At 64.5% G+C, this 17,630-nt stretch carries 17 protein-coding genes; 8 read left to right on the top strand and 9 right to left on the bottom strand.

Features of this window, described 5'->3' with window-relative positions:
- Nucleotides 1-9: 9 nt before the first annotated feature.
- The gene (locus tag AB0366_RS07825; RefSeq protein ID WP_366243356.1) at nucleotides 10-1,326 is read right to left on the bottom strand and encodes a class I SAM-dependent methyltransferase; all 1,317 of its coding nucleotides are present in this window, start codon (nucleotides 1,324-1,326) and stop codon (nucleotides 10-12) included.
- Nucleotides 1,323-2,768 (bottom strand): FAD-binding oxidoreductase, encoded by a 1,446-nt coding sequence (locus AB0366_RS07820; RefSeq protein WP_366243355.1) that lies wholly within the window; start codon nucleotides 2,766-2,768, stop codon nucleotides 1,323-1,325. The genes AB0366_RS07825 and AB0366_RS07820 overlap by 4 nt, the downstream gene beginning before the upstream one ends.
- A gap of 257 nt (nucleotides 2,769-3,025) precedes the next feature.
- On the opposite strand from AB0366_RS07820, the gene AB0366_RS07815 reads away from it, so the two are divergent.
- Complete coding sequence (locus AB0366_RS07815; protein ID WP_366243354.1) at nucleotides 3,026-3,460, top strand: SRPBCC family protein; 435 nt, start codon at nucleotides 3,026-3,028, stop codon at nucleotides 3,458-3,460.
- 29 nt (nucleotides 3,461-3,489) lie between these two features.
- Here the strand turns inward: AB0366_RS07815 and AB0366_RS07810 are convergent, their stop codons facing one another.
- Nucleotides 3,490-4,149, bottom strand: coding sequence for a hypothetical protein (locus AB0366_RS07810; RefSeq protein WP_366243353.1), 660 nt, complete (start codon nucleotides 4,147-4,149; stop codon nucleotides 3,490-3,492).
- Nucleotides 4,150-4,288: 139 nt separating this feature from the next.
- Between AB0366_RS07810 and AB0366_RS07805 the strand changes: the two genes are divergently transcribed.
- From AB0366_RS07805 to AB0366_RS07795, 3 genes are all read left to right on the top strand, one after another.
- The gene (locus AB0366_RS07805; protein WP_220709131.1) at nucleotides 4,289-4,600 is read left to right on the top strand and encodes a YbaB/EbfC family nucleoid-associated protein; all 312 of its coding nucleotides are present in this window, start codon (nucleotides 4,289-4,291) and stop codon (nucleotides 4,598-4,600) included.
- A 3-nt stretch (nucleotides 4,601-4,603) separates the two neighbouring features.
- Entirely contained in the window at nucleotides 4,604-5,212 is a 609-nt protein-coding gene (gene recR, locus AB0366_RS07800; RefSeq protein ID WP_366243352.1) for a recombination mediator RecR, read from the top strand.
- A gap of 126 nt (nucleotides 5,213-5,338) precedes the next feature.
- Nucleotides 5,339-6,346 carry a type IV toxin-antitoxin system AbiEi family antitoxin domain-containing protein gene (locus tag AB0366_RS07795; protein ID WP_366243351.1) on the top strand — a complete coding sequence of 336 codons (1,008 nt, stop codon included), beginning with the start codon at nucleotides 5,339-5,341 and terminating at the stop codon, nucleotides 6,344-6,346.
- A 32-nt stretch (nucleotides 6,347-6,378) separates the two neighbouring features.
- Here the strand turns inward: AB0366_RS07795 and AB0366_RS07790 are convergent, their stop codons facing one another.
- Genes AB0366_RS07790 through AB0366_RS07780 form a run of 3 tightly spaced genes read right to left on the bottom strand, consistent with a single transcriptional unit; the run spans nucleotide 6,379 to nucleotide 9,292 of the window.
- Nucleotides 6,379-7,089 carry a glutamine amidotransferase gene (locus AB0366_RS07790; protein ID WP_366243350.1) on the bottom strand — a complete coding sequence of 237 codons (711 nt, stop codon included), beginning with the start codon at nucleotides 7,087-7,089 and terminating at the stop codon, nucleotides 6,379-6,381.
- On the bottom strand, nucleotides 7,082-8,344 hold the full coding sequence (locus AB0366_RS07785; protein ID WP_366243349.1) for a Mur ligase family protein: 1,263 nt from the start codon (nucleotides 8,342-8,344) through the stop codon (nucleotides 7,082-7,084). Before AB0366_RS07785 ends, AB0366_RS07790 begins: the two co-directional genes overlap by 8 nt.
- A 51-nt stretch (nucleotides 8,345-8,395) precedes the next feature.
- A complete protein-coding gene (locus AB0366_RS07780) occupies nucleotides 8,396-9,292 on the bottom strand; it encodes an EamA family transporter (protein ID WP_366243348.1) in 897 nt (298 codons plus the stop codon).
- Nucleotides 9,293-9,364: 72 nt separating this feature from the next.
- Here AB0366_RS07780 and AB0366_RS07775 point away from each other — a divergent pair, with 72 nt between their 5' ends.
- Entirely contained in the window at nucleotides 9,365-10,276 is a 912-nt protein-coding gene (locus AB0366_RS07775) for a LysR family transcriptional regulator (RefSeq protein ID WP_366243347.1), read from the top strand.
- Here AB0366_RS07775 and AB0366_RS07770 read toward each other — a convergent pair.
- Entirely contained in the window at nucleotides 10,245-10,622 is a 378-nt protein-coding gene (locus AB0366_RS07770) for an SHOCT domain-containing protein (RefSeq protein ID WP_366243346.1), read from the bottom strand. The genes AB0366_RS07775 and AB0366_RS07770 overlap by 32 nt on opposite strands.
- 150 nt (nucleotides 10,623-10,772) lie before the next feature.
- On the opposite strand from AB0366_RS07770, the gene AB0366_RS07765 reads away from it, so the two are divergent.
- The 3 genes from AB0366_RS07765 to AB0366_RS07755 all read left to right on the top strand — a co-directional run bounded on the left by AB0366_RS07765 (nucleotide 10,773) and on the right by AB0366_RS07755 (nucleotide 13,790).
- A complete protein-coding gene (locus AB0366_RS07765) occupies nucleotides 10,773-10,949 on the top strand; it encodes a hypothetical protein (RefSeq protein WP_314144924.1) in 177 nt (58 codons plus the stop codon).
- A 270-nt stretch (nucleotides 10,950-11,219) separates the two neighbouring features.
- Complete coding sequence (locus AB0366_RS07760) at nucleotides 11,220-12,605, top strand: glycine--tRNA ligase (protein ID WP_366243345.1); 1,386 nt, start codon at nucleotides 11,220-11,222, stop codon at nucleotides 12,603-12,605.
- Between the two features lie 453 nt (nucleotides 12,606-13,058).
- Nucleotides 13,059-13,790 (top strand): hypothetical protein, encoded by a 732-nt coding sequence (locus AB0366_RS07755; protein WP_366243344.1) that lies wholly within the window; start codon nucleotides 13,059-13,061, stop codon nucleotides 13,788-13,790.
- Between the two features lie 91 nt (nucleotides 13,791-13,881).
- On the opposite strand, the gene leuA is transcribed toward AB0366_RS07755, so the two are convergent.
- Complete coding sequence (gene leuA / locus AB0366_RS07750; protein WP_366243343.1) at nucleotides 13,882-15,693, bottom strand: 2-isopropylmalate synthase; 1,812 nt, start codon at nucleotides 15,691-15,693, stop codon at nucleotides 13,882-13,884.
- A gap of 151 nt (nucleotides 15,694-15,844) precedes the next feature.
- Nucleotides 15,845-17,521, bottom strand: coding sequence for an FUSC family protein (locus AB0366_RS07745; RefSeq protein WP_366243342.1), 1,677 nt, complete (start codon nucleotides 17,519-17,521; stop codon nucleotides 15,845-15,847).
- Nucleotides 17,522-17,630: the final 109 nt, after the last annotated feature.

Here is a 17,630-nt window from a genome sequence, read left to right as displayed (position 1 = left end):
TCACATGCTTCAGCCGTTCCACCAAGGTCGCAGGGGGACGTCCGCCTGCCCCTTCGGTCCGAGTTTGACCGCCAGAACCTGGTGCAGCTGAACCACATTGCGCTCGAATCCCAGACGTGACCCGGCCATGTACAGGCCCCATACGCGGGCTGTTCCCTCGCCCGCCTCGGCGACGCAGGCGTCCCAGTTGTCGACCAGGTTCCGGCACCATCCGGCGAGGGTCAGGGCGTAGTGCTCGCGGAGGTTCTCCTCGTGACGGACCTCGAGTCCGACGTCCTGGATCTCGGTGATGATGCGGCCCGAGCCGGTCAGTTCGCCGTCGGGAAAGACGTACCGGTCGATGAAGCTGCCCGCCTTGGCGTGCGCGCGATTGTCCGGACGGGTGATCGAGTGATTGAGCAGACGGCCGCCGTCACGCAGCTTGGACTGGATGAACGTGAAGTACGACGGGTAGTTGTGCACGCCGATGTGCTCGGTCAGTCCGATGGAGGAGATGGCGTCGAAGTTGGTCTCGGGCACGTCACGGTAGTCGGAGAAGCGCACCTCGGCGAGATCGGAGAGCCCCTCTTCGGCGATGGCCTTCTGCGCCCACGACGCCTGCTCCTGCGAGAGCGTCACACCGATGACCTGGACGCCGCGGCGCGCGGCATAGCGCACCATCGAGCCCCAACCGCAGCCGATGTCGAGCAGGCGATCACCCGATTGCAGGCCGAGCTTGTCGAACACCAGGCGGTACTTGTTCTCCTGTGCCGCCTCCAGAGATTGATCCTCGCTCTCGAACGCCGCGCAGGTGTACGTCATCGAGGGGCCGAGCACCTTCTCGTAGAAGGCGTTGGACACGTCGTAGTGGTGGTGGATCGCTTCTGCATCGCGAGTCTTGGAGTGGCGCAGACCTTCTGCGATGCGACGCCACCGCGGAATCGCCTCCTGGGGCGGGGGAGCGATGGGCCGCAACACATCCCAGCCGAGCGAACGGGCGATCGATGTCAGTGTCATAGCCGAGGGCCGGCGAAAGTGCAGCTCGTCGCCCATCAGTGCCAGTAACTGGTAGGGGTCGCCGGGATGGACTCCCGTTGCTTCGAGATCGCCCGAGACGTACGCGCGCGCCATGCCGAGATCGCCGGGAGCGGTTGCGAGATAGGTGGTTCCGCGAGGACTCTTGAGGTTGAGACCGATTCTCGCGTCCTCGGGTCCTGCGGTGCTGCCGTCGTATGCGGTGAAACGCAGTGGGATGTTGCCGTCGGAGATCAGTTCCAGAATCTCGGAGATCTTGAGCTTCTGGGCACCGTTCACCGTGCGATTGCCGGAGTCCTTGAACGTCGTCATCTGCGTTGCACCGCCTTCGAGTACAAATCCAACAATCGGGATTCGGGATCGTATTTCTTCTTCAGCTGGATATATCTCTCACCGCCGTACAGCACGGCGAATTCATCCTCGGTGTAATAAGCATCCGAGTACAGCGATTTATGCCCGTCGAACTCGGTCACTTTCTTCTCGATGGCGCGGTTCGCGGCACCCTCGGGTTCGCCTGCAACGATCGGGACCGAGGACCAGAAGCCGATGTTGACGTAGGTGCGTTTCGGTTCGAGTGGGTACAGCGGCCACGGTCGGGCCGGATTGGCACCTGGCGCTGCGGGCTCACGAAGACGCAACGGGCACAACCACAACGGCTCGATCGGGATGTTGTCGAGGAACCACTGCGCGAAGCCGGCGGTGTGTTCGATCGGAACCTCGACATCCTGCACGACGCGTTCGCGCGGCGGATTTCCCTTGCGCTTCTCGAGTCGATCGGCGATGTCGTACTTGCGATCGAGGCCGATCAACTTCCAGTAGAAACTACTGCGCCGGTACCTGCGCGGCCAGAAGCGTCGGATTCTCGGGTTCTGTGTTCCGAATGCGCGGGAGCACCAGAACCAATCGGTGTCCCAGCGCCACAGGTAGTCGTGAATGGTGAGGCGGTCGGTCTTCGGTGTGTCCGACGCGTGCTGGATCGAGCGGTAGAAGATGTCGGCACCGGTGTAGTCGCTGACCGGCCCGGGTTCGTCGGTCTGGACGCCGAGGGTGAGGTAGCTTTCGTCGGCGCTGAACACCACACCGTCGAGGTACTGGACCTCGATGCCGTCGTACTCGCGCTGTTCGACGATGGTGTCCATCGTGGACTGGAGAGTGTCGAGATCGTGAAACCGTAGGTGGCGCAACGCGACATACGGCAGCACCGGTTCGAGCTGAATCCTCAGCCGAGTGGAGTAGCCCAGGGTGCCGTAGGAGTTGGGGAAGCCCCAGTAGAGATCTGCGTGTTCGCCCTCCGGTGTCGCGGTGACGATCTCGCCGCTGCCGGTGAGTACATCGATCTCTAGGACCGATTCGTGCGGGAGTCCGCTACGAAACGACGTCGACTCGATACCGAGTCCGGTGACGGCTCCACCGAGGGTGATCGTCTTGAGCTGCGGGACGACGAGGGGCGCGAGACCGTAGGGAAGCGTCGCGTCGACCAGGTCCTCGTAGGTGCACATGCCGGCGACATCGGCTGTGCGCGAGGCGGGATCGACGGAGATGACCTTGCTCAGGCCCGATACGTCGAGCCCCGGCGTGGTGGTGTTCGTCCTGGCCCGGAACAGGTTGGACGTCTTCTTCGCCAGACGCACCGTCGCATCGGCCGGAATTGCGCGATAGCTGCGAAGCAGCTGCTCGACACCCGACCGGTGCGCTGCGTAACCGCTCTCCCTCGGTTCTGGCCGTCGTCCGAGAAGAGCATTCACTGAAGCCACATACTGACGCTATATCTCGTACCGCGTGGTATCCACCGGCATTGGCGTCCGACCGGTGAAACTTCACGCAACTGTTGCCGAATCTCGACCGGGAATCCGATCAAATCGGACAAATGGTTGGGTCATGCATGTGTTTTGCGGGCTCCAGAATTATCTTGTTAAGCACATCACACGGCGCTCGACGCGATGTCGGACGCGAGCGGTCGGCGAGGCAGGATGGATGCACATCCCGTCCGCTAGAGAAGGAGAACGTTTTCGTGGCTCAGGTCAGTGCATCCAGTTCCGTCACCATCGCTGCCGCACCGGATCGGGTGCTCACCGCGCTCGCCGACTACGAGACGGTGCGCCCGCGCATCCTGCCCGAGCAGTACCGCGATTACGAGGTGGTCGCGGGCGGGCAAGGAGACGGAACCGTGGTCAGGTGGACTCTGCAGGCCACCGAGAAGCGAGTACGCAATGTCGCCGCCACCGTCACCGTCGCCGGATCGACCATCACCGAACGCGACGCCAATTCCTCCATGGTCACCACGTGGTCGGTCGCCCCGGACGGCGCAGGCACCACGGTCACCACGACGACCGAATGGAAGGGTGCAGGCGGCATCGGCGGATTCTTCGAGAAGACTTTCGCGCCGCTGGGACTGAAGAAGATCCAGGCCGCGACGCTGGAGAACCTGCGTCGCGAGTTGATCTAGAAGGGTCGTTCCGCAGGCTCCACTCCTGCCTAGACCCGCTCGAAGTCGGGGGCCTGGATGAGCGCCAGGGTCCCGACCACCACGGTGCGCATCGACCACAGAAACATCCCGTCGGGTCCGCGGTCGATCGTGTCGTAGGCCCCGGGCAGGGTGTCGAGGTCGGTGCGGGCAGCGATCGCGTCGTCGTACTCACGATCGCGTCGGGCATCGTTGTAGACGATCTCCGCCAATGCAATCGCGTGCTCGACGACGGTGATGACGGCCCACGTCGCCTGCTTGGGGGTGAGGTCGTAGCGCAGTCGGTAGCGCGTCTGGACGGCGTCGGCCATACGAAGGGCATCGATCGAGCTGGGGGTCAGGCCGATCAGGTACTGCGCGATGCCCGGATTCGTGTGCACGAGTTTGCGCATCGCGGAGGCGAGTTTCAGTAGGGCGTCGTGCATCGATTCGTCGTCACCGGGAAGCGGCGGCGACCACCTGCGGAGAATCTCCTCCGCCACCAGGGCTTTGAGTGAGCAGAGATCATCGATGTTGTTGTAGATCGCAACGATCGAGACACCCAGGCTCTCGGCCACCGATTTCACCGACACCTTCGGCAGCGTCAGCGCAATACCGGCCTCGGCCATGGTCTCGGGAGTCACCCGACGCTTACGAGGGGAGTGGCCCTCGGGGCTCGTCGGTGCGGGCATTCGAGGATGGTACGCGCTTCAGTTGTGACGCATCCTCAGCTGTGTGGCGCGCCGCCCGCGAACTGCCGTACGACTACGCTGGAGTTCGCTTCGACCCACGCGAGAGGACGGCACAGTGCAACCCGGTGAACAGCCCGACATGGCATCGATCCTGCAGCAGGCCCAGCAGATGCAGCAGCAGCTGATGGCGGCGCAGGCCGAGATCGCGGAAACCGAAGTGACCGGCCAGGCGGGCGGCGGACTCGTCGTCGCCACCGTCAAGGGAACCGGTGAGGTAGTCGGACTGACCATCGACCCCAAGGTCGTCGATCCCGACGACATCGAAACGTTGCAGGACCTGGTGATCGGTGCCATCGCCGATGCGTCGAAGGCAGCGCAGAACGTCGCGAGCGAGAAGCTCGGTCCCCTCGCTGGTGGTCTCGGTGGCATGCCCGGCCTGCCCGGGTTCTAGTCAGTGTACGAAGGTCCGGTACAGGATCTGATCGACGAACTCGGCAAGTTTCCCGGAGTCGGTCCGAAGAGCGCTCAGCGCATAGCTTTTCACCTCCTGGGCGTCGAACCTCCCGAGGTGGATCGGCTCATGCGCGCGCTGCAGCGCATTCGCGACGGTGTGCAGTTCTGCACCGTGTGCGGCACGGTCTCGGACAAGGAACTGTGCCGAATCTGCGCGGACTCACGACGTGACAGATCCATGATCTGCGTCGTCGAAGAGCCCAAAGATGTTCAGGCCGTGGAACGTACACGAGAATTCAAGGGCCGCTACCACGTGCTCGGTGGGGCGCTCGATCCACTGAACGGAGTGGGGCCGGATCAGCTCCGCATTCGAGAGTTGTTGACTCGCGTGGGAACTCAGGACGACGGCGTCGACGTCACCGAGGTCATCATCGCCACCGACCCCAACACCGAGGGCGAAGCCACTGCCACGTATCTGGTCCGCATGATGCGAGACTTCCCCGGCCTGGCCATCACCCGCCTCGCGTCGGGCCTGCCGATGGGTGGAGACCTCGAATTCGCCGACGAACTGACCCTAGGGCGCGCGCTGACCGGGCGCCGACGTATGTAGAGCGGCTTCGCCGCACGTGCATGGAACCTCGTAGCAGGGGTCGAGTTTCCGCTCACGACCCGGAGTTATGCACAGCCTGTGGATAGATTCTGACGCGGTCATCGCAAACCGGCCATCCTGAGGTCCATGAGGACGAGACCAGCGGGTGCCTGGCAGCGACTACTGGACGATCAGCACGGAATAGTCACCACGAAGCAGATGCATGCGTTCGGCGTCAACAAGGATTCGATCAATCACTGCGTGGAAACCGGTCAGTGGCTGAGAGTGTTTCGTGGAGTCATCTCGGTGACCAACGGGCCGCTGACTAGAGAGATGCAGCTGTCGGCAGCGTTGCTGTACGCGGGGCGAGGAGCATTGCTCAGCCACGCCACTGCGGCAGAGGAATGGGGGTGGGTTCGGCCCGGGTCAGGCCCCGTTCACGTCACCGTTCCCTACGGATGCTCGGCGACCAGCAGGCCGCCGACTATGCGGCACGCCAAACAGAACTTCACCTCGGAGAGCAACGAACAGATCCATCCCGGGGTCGTGGTCCACCGCTCCCGCGCCATGGGACACATCGGTGTCGAGACGAATCCGGCGCGTACGAGCATCGCCGACACGGTGCTCGACCTGGCAGTCGCAGAGCCATCGTCGAGGCTGGCGACGATCTCGTTGGTCTCGGCAATGTCGTCGGGTGGTGTGAACGTTGCGGCCATGACTCGCAAGATCGAAGCGCGGCGACCGATGCGCTACCTGAAACCGATCTTGCACACCCTGTCGCTGATGCGCGACGGCGTCCATTCTGCACTGGAGCATCGCTACGTGCTCGACGTCGAGCAAGCGCACGGTCTTCCGGCCGGGCAGCGTCAGGCTCCGGTGTTCGTCGACGGCCGACAGCTCTTCGAAGATATTCGTTACGAGCTCTGCGACCTCATCGTCAGACTCGACGGCCAGGCCTTTCACTCTGCCAAGCAGCGACGATATCGCGATCGCAGACGTGACAATGCCGCCGAGCTTCGGAACCTGCCGCGGTTGATGTACGGCTGGCACGAAGTGACCCAAGATCCCTGCGGCGTGTACCGCGAGGTTCGCGATGTGCTGGTCAGAGAGGGATGGGACGACGCGTCGTACCCGTGCGAGCGGTGCGCCTTGTGAGTGGAAATTCGTAGTGGGCTACGAAGTTTCGTTCACGTGCGGCGAAGCCGCTCCTTGCGCAGCTGCGCAACCTCGGCAAGTTCGAGCGGCGCGAGAGTGGTGCCCAGAGCCCGCTCCAGCAGGTAGTCCGCCAACTCCGGGTTTCGGGCGAGTACCGGGCCATGCATGTAGGTGCCGATCACAGAACCTTGTACGACGCCTTCGCGGCCGTCGCCGACGCCGTTGCCCACGCCGTGGGTGACCTTGGCCAAAGGGGACGCGTCGAGTCCGAGAGTTGTTCCACCGCGGTGGTTTTCGAAGCCGGAGAGTTTCTGGCTCAGGCCGTCGAGCGCGGGTTCGGTGACGACTTCACCGATGGATCTGGTGGCCTGCGGTGCGGTGGTCACGTCGAACAGGGAGATGCCGTCGACGCGTTCACCCGCAGAGGTTTCGTACCAGTGACCGAGGACCTGGATCGCGGCACAGATGGCGAGCACCGGCACCCCGCGGGCGGCCGCGTTCTGCAGTCCCGGGTATCGGGTGAGGTGACGGGTCGCGAGGCGTTGAGCTGAATCCTCCGCTCCACCAAGGGTGTACACGTCGAGTGAATCGGGAACCGGATCGTTCAGGGTGATCTGGACGACCTCGGCGTCGATGTCTCGCATCCGCAGTCTCTGCCGCAGAATGAGCGCGTTTCCGTTGTCGCCGTAGGTGCCCATCACGTCGGGCAGGACGAGGCCGATGCGAACGGTGGACTCAGACATCTTTCACCTCACGTGCCAGCGCGCGCCCGAGATCGCGGAACGCGGTGTAGTTGGCGAGCACTTCGACGCGTCCCGGCGGGCAGGACGCGATGGCCTGCAACGGATCTGCGATGGTGGTGTGCTGAGAACCGGCGTAGAGCAGACGCACACCGAGGTCGGTCGCGCGCTCACCGGCGGCGACGACGGCGACGTTCTCGAAGTGCTCGAAGCGGACATCCCACAGCCACGACAGGTCTTCGCCGTCGGGAACCTGCCCGTTGACCGCGATGACGAGTCCGTCGCAGGTGGGGTCGATCATCGACAGCGCTTCCTGCCAGCCGGCGGGATTCTTCGCGAGAAGCATTCGGACGGAATGCGATCCGTACTGAATGGTGGAGTAGCGCCCGGCCACCTCGTCGACGCTCGACGCTGCCGCGACGGCATCTTCCGCGCTCGCGCCCAGGGTCACTGCCGCGGCGACAGCCTGAGCTGCGTTGCCGCGGTTGGCTTTTCCTGGCAACGCCAGAGTCATCGGCAGTACGAGCCCGTCGGGGCCGTAGAGATTCTCGTCGTCGAGCCACCAGTCCGGCGTCGGGCGCTTGAAATCACTGCCGGTGCTGTACCAATGCTCGCCGTCCCACACGATGGGTTCGCCGGTGCGCGGGCAGCTGACCGAGTCGCCTGCCCATCCACCACCCGCTGCGACCCACACGACGTTCGGTGCGTCGAATGCGGCAGAGGTGACGAGGACGTCGTCGCAGTTGGCGATGACGACGGTCTCGGGGTGCCGGGCCAGGCCCGCGCGCAGCTTGCGTTCGATCATGTTGATCTCGCCCACACGGTCGAGCTGATCGCGACTGAGATTGAGCAACACGATGGCAGCGGGGTCCACCGCATCGGACACATGCGGGACGTGCAGCTCGTCGACCTCGAGAGCCGCCAGCTCGGCGTCGAAGTGGGCGTGCAGTGCAGCGACGATGCCGGCGTCCATGTTCGCGCCGTCGGCCTGGGTGGCGACGTCACCGAGGGTGGCCAGCGCCGCAGCAGTCATTCTGGTGGTGGTGGACTTGCCGTTGGTGCCGGTGACGATGACGGTGCGTCGACCGCGGCCGAGTCCGCCGAGGATGTCCGGGTCGATCTTGAGTGCGACGAGGCCGCCGATCATCGATCCCTTGCCGCGGCCTGCTTTGCGGGACGCCCAGGTCGCCAGCTCCGCCGCGCGCAGAGCCACGCGACCACGTGCGCCGATACGTCTGCGCTCACCCACTTCAACCATCCGCCGAGTCTGGCACAGAAGAGCGCACAGTTTCACGTCGGCGGTCGCCCTTTACACCGGTGCTTTCTCCAGTACTTCGACAGGTCGTCGGACGGCCATGCCCCCGAGACACCCGCCGATGACGACGACGCCACCGATCAGTGCCAGCACCGAGGGGTTCTCGCCCAGGAAGATCCAGGCACCCGCGATGCCGACGACGGGAACGAGCAGCGAGAACGGCGCGACGAGACCGGCGGGGTTGCGGCTCATCAGGATGCTCCACAGGCCGCTACCGACGATCGTGGCCGGAATCACGATGTAGGCCAACGCGACCAGACCGGGCCAGCCCTGCGGACCGAACGATGCCATCAGTGCCTGCCAGCCCGTGCTCGGACCCTCGACCATCGCCGACAGCGCCAGCATCGGCACCGGCGGGACGACGGTCATCCACAGCATCAGCGTCATCGGCGAATCGGACTTGGCGAGTCGATTCCCCAGGTTGCCGAACGCCCAACCGAGGCCGGCGAGCAGGGTGAGGATCACCGGCAGCAGGGTGGCGTTCTGGGCGCGATCCCACCCGATCAGCACCATGCCGATCACGGCGATCGCGATACCGATCGCCTGTCGGCGGGAGACGTGCTCGCGCAGCAGAATCGCGCCGAGAACGACGGTGAACGGGGCGGACGACTGCAGCACGAGCGACGCCAATCCGGTGGGCATGCCGGCCGCCATCGCTGCGAACAGGAAGGCGAACTGCAGGAACCCGAACCCGAACCCGTAGAGCAGCAGCCACTTCAGCGGAACCTTCGGCCGCGGGACGAACAGCGCGACGGGAACGGCGATGACCAGGAATCGCAGTGCGGCGAAGAAGAACGGCGGGAAGTGATCGAGCCCCACGCGGATGGCGAGAAAGTTGAGTCCCCACAATACGACGACGGTCAGTCCGAGGAGGCGGTCGCGAGTGGTCATGCCGTCCATCGTGACGGCAGCAAATGATCAGCACAATCGAATATATCCGCAGCAACAGTTAAGATTTACTACATGAATGTGGAGCGGCTCAGGGTTCTCCGGGAACTCGCCGACAGGGGGACCGTCGCTGCCGTCGCCGAGGCGCTGTCCATGACGCCGTCGGCGGTGTCTCAGCAGCTCAAGCTGCTGGTCAAGGAAGCTGGGGTGACGCTCCTCGAACCCGACGGGCGTCGGCTGCGCCTCACCGACGCCGGGCGGGCATTGGTGCTCAGGACCGACGATGTGTTCGCCGCTCTCGATCGAGCCACAGCAGAGATGGATCACTACCGGGCGTCCCCGCGGGGACGCGTCCGAGTTGCGCTGTTCCCGTCCGGTGCCGCGCTGCTGCTGCCCGGGTTGCTGACGCGGTTGGCGAACTCGGACGTCGACATCGACGCCCGCGACGAGGATCTGCCCGCATCCTCGGTGCCGGAACTGTTGGCGGATTACGACGTGGTGCTCACGCACCGTGACGACCGGGCACCGTCGACCGCGGGCCCGCGCATCGAAGTGACCACCCTGATGCGTGAGCCCATCGATCTGGTGTTGCCGCCCGGTCATGCGCTGGCGCAACACGAATCGATAGATCTTAGGGACCTGGTCGACGAACGATGGATCAGTGTTCGCGGCGGATTCCCGGTCGACGACGTACTGCTCTCGGTGGCCGCCGCCACCGGCGTCGAACCGCGAGTGATGCAGCGAGTGAACGATTTCCGCGTCACCGAGGTGTTGGTGGCGGCGGGGCACGGCGTGGCGTTGATGCCGCGCTATGCCGTCGTGCATCCGGGCTTGGTGCGCAGAGAACTGTCCGGGGTGCGGGCAGGGCGCATCTACGAACTCGCGACGAGACCCGACGCAGGACGGCTACCGGCGATCGCGGCAGTGCTCGACGCGTTCAGGGCGGAAGCGACGTTCAGGACAGGGCTTTGGCCTTCAGCGTCCTGAACTCGTCCTGGTCGATGGTTCCGTTGTCCAGCAACACTTTTGCGTGTGCAATCTCCTCCGATGCCGACCGCCCGGCCACTTGCTTGATGTAGTCCTCCTGCTGGTCCTTGGCGTGCTGCATGGCTGCAACCTGGCGCTCGGCCATGTTGCCGCCGTTCACGATGAGGTAGATCAGTGCGGTGAAGAACGGCGCAATGATGAGGAACAGTACCCACGCGGCTTTCACAAGCCCGGATGCCTTGTGGTTTCGGAAGAGGTCTCCGATGATCGACAGCATCACCATGAGATAGGCCACGAAGGCGAATCCGACGATGAGTAGCCAGAGAAAATCCCAGAAAGAGTCCATGGCGAACTTCCATTCCCTCAAGGTGCCCCGACAGCAGAGTTATTGTCCCACGCGGAGTGTCGGCTGGACGCGGGTTGAACACTTTCGCTCGCCCGAGCATTGGGTTAGCCTGGGTAACGATCCTGATCGACGAGAACCAGGGGAGATACGATGATCGTCTTCGTGCGCAGTGGTCTGTTCACCGTCTTGTGGTTCGCTTGGCTCGTTTTCTTCCAAGACGGAGCGGTTTGGGAATCGCTCATTGGCGCGGTTCTCGCGGGAGCGGTGTTCACTGCGCTGATGTGGCTCTACGAGCGCAGGGCTCCCGACGCCGCATCCACCGAATAGCGCCCGACACAGGAAAGGCCGCCCATTCGACGTGTGGATGGGCAACTTTTCGTCGAGCAGAGGATTTATTTCAGTGCACGGTTCGCAGCCGCGACCACGGCACGCGCGATCAGCACCGTGACCTTCATCGAAGAATTTGCCGAAGCGGTTCCGTAGGTAATGCGCGTCGATCCGGGCACTGGGGGTTGCCAGAAAGCATTGCTACGCCTATTCGCCGCAGTACCTTTCCACCCTCCCGCGTATCTACTCACCGAATGGAGATACCAGCCCGTGGCACCCAAGTCCAAAGTCGAAACCGTCGCCAACCTCGCCAAGCGCAGAGGCCTCGTCTACCCGTGCGGCGAGATCTACGGCGGTACCAGGTCGGCCTGGGATTACGGTCCGTTGGGCGTCGAGCTCAAGGAGAACATCAAGAAGCAGTGGTGGCGCAACATGATCACCAGCCGCGACGACACCGTCGGGCTGGATTCCTCGGTGATCCTGCCGCGTGAGGTGTGGGAGGCATCGGGCCACGTCGAGACGTTCTCCGACCCGCTGGTGGAGTCGCTGCACACGCACAAGCGGTACCGCGCCGATCACCTCATCGAGGCATACGAGGTAAAGCACGGCCACCCGCCGGAGAACGGCCTGGCCGACATCCGCGACCCCGAAACCGGCGAACCCGGCTCGTGGACCGAACCGCGGGCGTTCTCTCAAATGCTCAAGACCTACCTCGGCCCTGTCGACGACGGGTCGGGCCTGCATTACCTGCGTCCCGAGACCGCACAGGGCATCTTCGTCAACTTCGCCAACGTGTTGACCACCTCGCGAATGAGGCCGCCGTTCGGCATCGGCCAGATCGGCAAGAGCTTCCGCAACGAGATCACCCCGGGAAACTTCATCTTCCGTACCCGCGAGTTCGAGCAGATGGAGATGGAATTCTTTGTCAAGCCTGGCGAGGACGACGAGTGGCACCAGTACTGGATCGACTACCGCATGAAGTGGTACACCGATCTCGGTATCGATCCGGAGAACCTGCGGCTCTACGAGCACGCCAAGGAGAAGCTGTCGCACTACTCCAAGCGGACCGTGGACATCGAGTACAAGTTCGGCTTCCAGGGCAGTGCGTGGGGCGAGCTCGAAGGTGTCGCCAACCGCACCGATTACGACCTGTCGGTGCACTCGAAGGCGTCGGGTCAGGACCTGAGCTACTACGAGCAGGCCACCGACACTCGCTACACCCCGTACGTCATCGAGCCTGCGGCAGGTCTGACGCGTTCGCTGATGGCATTCCTCGTCGACGCGTACACCGAGGACGAGGCACCCAACGCCAAGGGCGGCGTCGACAAGCGCGTCGTGCTCAAGCTCGATCGTCGTCTGGCTCCGGTGAAGGTTGCGGTGCTTCCGCTCTCGCGTAACGCGGACCTGACGCCCAAGGCGAAAGATCTTGCGCAGCAATTGCGTCAGTACTGGAACGTCGAGTTCGACGACGCCGGAGCCATCGGTCGCCGCTACCGTCGCCAGGACGAGATCGGTACCCCGTTCTGCATCACAGTCGACTTCGACACGCTCGACGATCATGCCGTCACCATCCGTGAGCGCGACACGATGGCGCAGGAGCGCGTCGCTCTCGATCAGGTGGAGGGTTACCTCGCACAGCGGATGATCGGCGCTTGATGGTCTGAGCCGTTGGTTCGTCGGGTTCTGGCCGCTTCGTTGTGATCGACTAGTTCGAGGGTGACTGAATCAGTCGCGGTACGTAGATCCAATCGCGACCCGGTGAGGTGTCATCGTTGCGAAGCGCACATAAGGTGTGCAGGGAGCCGCTCAACCGGAGGTTCGGTAATGGGACACCTGTCAGCGAGTTCAGAGGCGGTTCTTCGCTTCGAGGGTCGAGGCAGGATCCTTGCCAGCGGCATCGACCGCTCCATTCCGCGCTGTGGATTCCGTAGCGACCGGTCATACGGGAGCGCGGAAGCCGCGGCCCCAGCACATGCGGCGGACCCGGGTACTCGACGCCGGTCGGCGGGACCTGCCGTTGCCGCTTCCCGTGTCTGCGGTGTGTTGGCAATAGTAGTTCTGGCGCTGGCGGGGTGCTCGAATCCCCCTGAGCAGGACGCGCCTTCAGACATGACCGCTTCTGCTTACCGGTCGCGCGTCGACGACGCGATCGGTGGTCAGTTCCAGATCACAATCGCCAACACTGCTGAACGACCGATTGCGGTGCACACCATCGCATTCGCCTCTCCAGGATTTACACCCGTCGCGCCTACTGTGCGCGAGATCGAGCTGCAGAAGGGCGGCCGGATCGACGTACCGACTCCGTACGGCGCGGCTCGATGTGACTCGTCTGTGGGACCGTTGGCCGCGCGCCTGTCCGTGACTCGCGAAGGAGAACCGGAGCAGGACGTCGAGGTTCCGCTCGAGCAACCGTACGACATCATCGACCGCATCCATTCGGAAGAGTGCACTGCCGAGCAAGTCTTGTCGAAAGTGTCGATGACGCTGTCGCTTTCGTCGCCCCCGCTGGTACCGACTGATCCACTGTCCGCGAGTTTGCTGGTGTCTCGCGAGTCTTTCGACGGACCGATTCGGGTCGACGAACTGCGGGGCAGCGTCCTCTACGACCTGACCGGTGCGCTCCCTCGAACACTGCAGTCCGACAGTGATTCCCTGGCCATTCCGCTCACCATCACCACAGCGTCGTGCGAAGCGCACGCGATCGCGGACTCGAAGAAGCCATTCGTCTTTCCGATTTACCTTGCCTTCGGCGACGAAACGCCGGTGTACGCGCGGATCCCGGTGCCCACCGAAATGCAGAAGCAATTGGTCGCGTATCAGGGCGCAGCCTGCATGCGCTAGCCGTTCTTCCCAGTCGGCGGCAGGGCGTCCGGCACACGACAAAGCCGCCCATCCGACATGTGGATGGGCGGCGTTTCGTCGAGCCGAGAACTTATTTCAGCGCGCGGTTCACGGCCGAGACCACGGCGCGCAGTGATGCGGTGGTGATCGACGTCGCGATGCCGACGCCCCAGACGGTGGTGGCCACACCGGCAGGTGAGGTGACCGAGGCCTCGACGTAGGCGGCGGCCTGAGCGTCGTCGCCTGCGGACATGGCGTGCTCGGAGTAATCGAGGACGCTGACGTCGTAGCCGATGGTGGACAGTGCGTCGACGAACGATGCAAGCGGGCCGTTGCCGGAGCCGGCGATCTCCTGCTCCACGCCGTCGACCTTCACTGTCGCGACGATCGTGTCGGTGCCGCCGTCGACCTCCGCAGCCTGTACCGACTGTTTGATGCGCTCGAGCGGGCGGATCGGGGTCAGGTACTCCTCGGCGAAGACGTCCCACATCTCCTTGGGCGATACCTCGCCGCCCTCACCGTCGGTGATGCGCTGGACGGCCTGGGAGAACTCGATCTGCAGGCGACGCGGCAGGTTCAGTCCGTGATCGGACTTCATGATGTACGCGACGCCGCCCTTGCCGGACTGCGAGTTGACGCGAATGACGGCCTCGTAGGTGCGACCGACGTCCTTCGGGTCGACGGGCAGGTACGGAACCTGCCAGGTGACATCCCCGATGTCCGAACCTTGCTCGTCCGCAGTGACTTTCATGGCGTCCAGGCCCTTGTTGATCGCGTCCTGGTGGCTGCCGGAGAAGGCGGTGTAGACCAGGTCGCCGCCGTAGGGGTGGCGCTCGGCGACGGGAAGTTGGTTGCAGTACTCCACCGTTCGACGGACCTCGTCGATGTTGGAGAAGTCGATCTGCGGATCGACACCGCGGGTGAACAGGTTCAACCCGAGCGTGACCAGGCAGACGTTGCCGGTGCGCTCGCCGTTGCCGAACAGGCATCCCTCGATACGGTCTGCACCGGCCTGGTAGCCGAGTTCTGCTGCGGCAACACCAGTTCCGCGGTCGTTGTGCGGGTGCAGTGACAGCACGATGCTGTCGCGGCGATCGAGGTTGCGGCTCATCCACTCGATCGAATCGGCGTAGACGTTGGGGGTCGCCATCTCCACGGTGGCAGGCAAATTCAGAATCAGGGGCTTGTCGGGGGTGGGATCGATGATCGCGGTGACCGCGTCGCACACCTCTTTGGCGTAGGCGAGCTCGGTGCCGGTGTAGGACTCGGGGGAGTACTCGTAGCGCCAGTCGGTATCGGGGAACTTGGCTGCTTCTTCGAGGACCTTGCGGGCACCGTCGGTGGCGATCTTCTTGATGACGTCACGCTCGGCCCGGAACACCACGCGGCGCTGCAGGATCGACGTCGAGTTGTAGAAGTGCACGATGACGCTGCGGGCACCCTCGCACGCGACGAAGGTGCGCTCGATCAGCTCGGGACGGCACTGCGTGAGCACCTGGATGGTGACGTCGTCGGGAATCGCGCCGTCCTCGATGATCTCGCGGACGAAGTCGAAGTCGGTCTGACTGGCCGACGGGAAGCCGACCTCGATCTGCTTGTAGCCCATCCGGACCAGCAGGTCGAACATGCGGCGTTTGCGGGCCGGGCTCATCGGGTCGATCAGCGCCTGGTTGCCGTCGCGCAGATCCACGGCGCACCACTGCGGCGTCCGGTCGATGATCTTGTCCGGCCACGTGCGGTCGGGGAGGGTGATGGGCTCCACTTCCTCGGCGAACGGCCGATAACGGAAGGTGGGCATCGAGGAGTTCTTCTGGGTGTTCCAGGCGGGCTGGTCGCTGGGAGCGGGCCGCGAGGGCGGGGTGATGGTGCGAGATCCCGAGGTGAATGCGTCGGCTGGTGACATGGTCTTCGTCTCTCCGTACAGATCAGAGCAATGTGTTCGACCGGCGCAACGAACCCCGCGACGGGAAGCCAGTCTGGTCTCAGACCCCGTCGCGGCTGTTAAGAAGGAGAGCTCGCAGCATGGGCTGAGTGTACTACCGCCAACCGGTGGCCTACCCCAGGGTTGACGCGTCGAATTCTTCAGCTGCCGCGTCGAGTCGACGTTGCCAATGTTCGATGTCATCCATTCGTCCGACGTCGGTCATCGTCCAGCAGTGCGCGAGGAGTTCGTACCCGAGCCGATCGACCTCGACATGCTGCGACCACACCCGAGTCGTCCAGCGTCGATCGTTGTGCGCGGCCTCGGCCCCGGCCAACGCGGACCCGACGAGCTCGAACTGGACGTCGCGCCGCACGGCGAGGGCGGTCGGCGCGGCCACGTCCTCGGTCCGCAACACCGTCAGCAGATGTGCGCCGAGCGTCAGAACTCGGCCGTCGGACCACCGCAATGTGCGACGAAATGCCCCGGGAAGCAGCAGCCACAGCGCCGCGAATGCGAAAGCTACGCCCACCGTCGTTTCCACGATCCGGTCGACGACGATGTCCTCCAGCACGGCCCCCGGATGCGTCAGTGTGCCCATCAGCAGAGCGAGCGGGGTGATGAACGTGACGGCCAACCCGTAGTTCCGCGCGACCGACACCTCGATCGCGAACTGCAGCACCATCAACACCACGATGACGGCCAGGCCGGTCAGCGGCGAGAGATAGATAGCCGAGAACAATGCAACGCCGGCGAGGGTTCCGCCGAGCCGCTGCAGTCCACGGTAGGTGCCGTGCACCCGATCGGGACCCTGTTGCAGCACCAGGACGGCACCGAGGATGGCCCAGTCCGGTCGGCTCAAATCCAGCGCGACGCTGATCCCGCCCGCTGCCGCCGCCGCGCAGAACACCCGCACGGCCGTGGACGCCGCATGCGAATCCCGATGCAGCGAGCGCCGCAACCGATACCCGACGCTGGGCCGAGCCAGCGGCAGCTGGTCGGACACGGAGTCGACCGTCCGGTCCGCATCCGTGCTTCGAGCGGTCGTCGCCGCGAACGCCCGGTGCGCGTCGAACAATCTCTGAACCAGCACCGGCCTCGACGACAACCGCGCGGCACCCGCGTCGTACACGGCGGCCCATGCTGCGTGCAGACGCGCGGCCGCCGCATGACGATCGGCGGCAGACGCCGTCGGCGAACTCGTGTATTTCTCGATCGCGCCCACCGCGGCTCCGACGGCCTCGCGTTCGGGTCCTCGTGGATCCCACACCACCCCGGACATTGACACCACCAGCGCCGACGCGACGCCGATAGCCGCACACACCGCACCGTGAGCGGCGCTGACGCCGGCTCCGGGGATGTACGACGACACCGCACACACCAGCACGAAAAAGAACGCCCCCGGCGGTCCCAGCCTCAGCGCGGCGACGACGTAGACCGCGACGAGAGCGAGGAGCGAGAGCAGGGTCACCGGGATCATCAGCGCCCATCCGGTACTGCCGAGATCGAGCGCCATCTGCCCGGCCGTCGCCCCGAGCCATACCGAGGCCACCAGTCCGCCGCCGGCGGTCAGCACCACCCACCAACGCGAACGGTAGGGACGACCCTCGCCGTAGATGACGGCGAAACTGCCCGAGACCACCAGTAGGGCCTCGGTATGGAACCCGAGAACCCACGCCGCGATCGCGGGGACACCGAACGCCAGAGCCGAGCGCAGTCCACCCGGCCAGCGACGGCCGACGGCGGGGAGCCCGAACAGCACCCGCAGACCTCGCGGGGGTGGCGGCGGGCGATGCTCGGGAACGGTCACCCGACCATGTTAGGACAGGCGTATCCGCAGGCGAACGGCCCTAAAGTCCCAGCTCGGAGCTACCCGGGCCACCGCCCGGGGTGCCGGATCGGTAGGGTTACCCCGGAAC

The sequence above is a fragment of the Rhodococcus sp. NPDC076796 genome (assembly GCF_040702765.1).
Classification (GTDB): domain Bacteria; phylum Actinomycetota; class Actinomycetes; order Mycobacteriales; family Mycobacteriaceae; genus Rhodococcoides.
The sequence above is the reverse complement of the archived record's forward strand: the minus strand, read 5'-3'. Positions and strand labels throughout refer to the sequence as shown.